The organism is Pseudomonas putida (genome assembly GCF_002906855.1).
Taxonomy (GTDB): Bacteria; Pseudomonadota; Gammaproteobacteria; order Pseudomonadales; family Pseudomonadaceae; genus Aquipseudomonas; species Aquipseudomonas putida_N.
The window spans coordinates 1-2,930 of sequence record NZ_MINI01000036.1 but is presented as its reverse complement, the minus strand read 5'-3'; the positions used below and the strand labels follow the sequence as shown (position 1 = coordinate 2,930).

Sequence of the window (2,930 nt, the reverse complement as noted above, 5' to 3'; positions counted from 1 at the left end):
CAGCGCGCTTACCCAGGTAGCGACCAAGGCCGACGCTTCGACGGTGCAGTCCTTGAGCAACACCGTAGACCAGCAGGGCGCGGCGATCACCGCCAATGGCCAGGCGATCACCAACGTCAACGCCTCGCTGAATCAGGTGGGTGGCGAGAACCTGTTGTACAACCCATCGTTCGACGTGCCTAGCACCACCGGGTCCAATGCCGGGAACATCGCAGACGGGTGGGGATGGCGAAAGACTACCCCGGTGGTCGTAACTCCGACACTGCGTGACTCCGACTTGGGGGCCGAGGGCAAGTGTCAGCGTCTCGACCTGTCCGGTTTGTCGGTAGGCACGGGCACCGACTACATCGACTTCGTTCCAACGTCGACGAATCCGGACAACCGGCCAGCGATCTATGAAGGGGTAGTTGGGACCGCTTCTGTGCACGTTCGCGGTAACACGGGTTTGCTCTGCCAGATCTACCTGCAATACAAGGATGCGGCAGGGGTAACCATTGCTACTCATGGGCCAGGAAACTTCAACCTCACGCCCGCGTATCAGCGCGCTGTGTTCACTGGCACTGCAGCTCCGGCCGGTTCAGTTCGCGTGGATGTACTCTTCAGGCTTCGTTCCTCGGTCGGCGCAGCAGGGATTGCAGCCGGCTTCGTGGACCTCGACAAGGCGCAGTTCGAGCACAGTTCGGTCGTGACTGGGTGGCGTGATAACGGCAAGGCAAACGCGGCGGCTGCAGCTGCAAATGCTTCTGCCACCACGGCCCTCACGGGGCGCGTAGCGTTGACAGAACAGGGCTTGACCAGCGCATCCAACCAGCTGACCCAGTTGGACAACAGCATTGGGGATGTCGGCGGCGAGAACCTGTTCTACAACCCAACTTTCAACAAAGCGGGGACAGGTACTGATATCGCGGATGGCTGGGCTACCGAGGGGCCTGCGACCAGCGTCGAATCTCTGGTCACTTCCTGGCTGAATGCAGGTGAGAAGGCAGTACGTGTTGAGGTATCCGCCGTTGGCACCGGCACGCCGTACAAATCCATTCGCCCAACTGGTGGCACGAAAGATCGCAGACCAATGGTGGCCGAAGGGCAAACCATTGCAACGTCTATCTATCTTCGCGGCACCGCTGGCTTGGGGTTCAGGTTCTTCATTCAATGGATCAATGCGGCCGGCTCCGTGGTTAGCGCTCCTAACTCGGGGATGTTTACCATCACCGCAGCAGGCAAGCGTGAGCAGTTCAGCGCCGTCGCGCCCGCTGGGGCGGTGACTTGCTACGTCTACCTGCGTATCTACAGCGCCACTGGCGCGGTAACTGCTGGATACGTGGAGATGGCGCGGCCGCAGTTCGAGTACGGTACTCGTGCCACTGGATGGCGAGACAACGGCCAGGTGAACGCGGCCAACATCGGTGCCACGTCGGCAGCAGTAGACAGCCTGTCGTCGGCTGTCGACCAGCAGGGCAGCACCCTGACCAGCGTCGCCGGCCGCACCACGACGCTGGAAAACGCGGTGAACAGCACCACCAATGGCCTGGCCACAAAAGCCTCAGCCTCGGCGCTGGACGCGGTGACGAACCGGGTATCTGCGGCAGAGGGCGTGAACGCCAGTCAGTCCGCCAGCATCACCGACCTGACCAATACCGTCGGCGCGATTCAGAGCGGCCTGGGTGCCTCCGGGCTTGATCCGGCGCCGGGAGCGGCTTGGCAGTTCGATACCACTGTCGAGGGGTGGTCGGGTGTGAACGCGACGCTGGCGGCCAATACGGGCTTCGTCAAGATCACGCCGACTACCGCTGACCCCCAGCTGCACAGCCCGACAGCGTCGGCAGCTATCGACGGCAAGACCTACACCAGGGTCAGGGTTGGCCTGACGCGCCGCGGCGGCTCGGCCTGGACCGGCACGTTGTACTACTCGACCAGCTCTCACGGGTTTGCGACGAGTTATCGGGCCAGCGCAGCGAACCCGAACATCGCAATCGGGCAATCCGCCGTTGTGGAATGGAACATGGCCAACCTGGCTGCGGGCGGCACTGACTGGGTGGACAACACGATCCAGCGCCTTCGCTTCAACTTCGCCAATGCGCTGGATGCGGTGTTCGATGTCGACTGGATTGCAGTCGGTAGGGTAGGGCCTGGCGCATCGAGCAAGGCCGTACAGTCGCTGTCTTCAGACGTAACCCAGCAGGGTTCTACGCTCACCAGTCAGGCCCAGGCACTGCTGGCGCTCACCAACCGCGCAGATGGGCGATGTCAGCGCTTCCGTGCAAACGGTTAGCAAGACAGTCGCAGGTGTGGATGGGAAGGTTTCGGCCATGACGACCATCAAGGCCGAGACGATCGCTGGCGGCCGCAGGGTGATGGCCGGGTTGGCGCTGGGAAGCGACGGACAGACCAGCGAGATCCTGGCCTACGCGCAGCGCTTCGCCATCGTTGACGAGTCGTCAGGGCAGATGGTGCTGCCGTTCGTGGTTTCCAACGGCCAGGTCTTCATCAACCAGGCGGTGATCAACACGGCATTCATCCAGCAGATTGTGGCAGGCATGACCATCCGCTCCCAGGCGGTCAACTCGCAAGGGTTACCGCTCCTGGAGCTGAACTTCGTGACCGGCGCAGTGAGCATCCGCGGGCAGGACGCCAACGGTTCGACCCTGCTCAACAACGGCGGCTTATACGTGTACGACGCCGCTGGCATCGAGAGGACTGCAGTGGGGAGGCTTACCTGATGGCTGATCTGTACGGGCTCCGGACGCGGGATGCGTCCGGGGTCATCACCCTCGATACAACGATCACACCGGTGCGATCGTTGAAAATGATGCAGGTGGTTGGGAATGGAGCCTTCGACCAGTACATCTCGATACCGGAGATCAAGGCGCAGTCGTTCGTTGTGGTGGATACCCTGGCCGACAATGGCGAATACACCTGGAGCCCTCTGGCGT

At 62.0% G+C, this 2,930-nt stretch carries 1 protein-coding gene and 2 pseudogenes; all 3 read left to right on the top strand.

Annotated features, from left to right (window positions below; all coding sequences use genetic code 11):
* A pseudogene (locus tag BGP85_RS12395) lies at positions 1-2,269 on the top strand (host specificity protein); the annotation flags it as partial.
* Between the two features lie 37 nt (positions 2,270-2,306).
* Positions 2,307-2,717 carry a DUF1983 domain-containing protein gene (locus tag BGP85_RS12390; RefSeq protein ID WP_258036116.1) on the top strand — a complete coding sequence of 137 codons (411 nt, stop codon included), beginning with the start codon at positions 2,307-2,309 and terminating at the stop codon, positions 2,715-2,717.
* Positions 2,717-2,930, top strand: a pseudogene (locus BGP85_RS12385) (hypothetical protein); the annotation flags it as partial. The gene BGP85_RS12390 and the pseudogene BGP85_RS12385, both read left to right, overlap by 1 nt.

What these genes read in the sequence shown, in the direction of transcription:
- BGP85_RS12390 (WP_258036116.1), top strand. Translation starts at nt 2,307, where the DNA reads ATGACGACCATCAAGGCCGAGACGATCGCTGGCGGCCGCAGGGTGATG.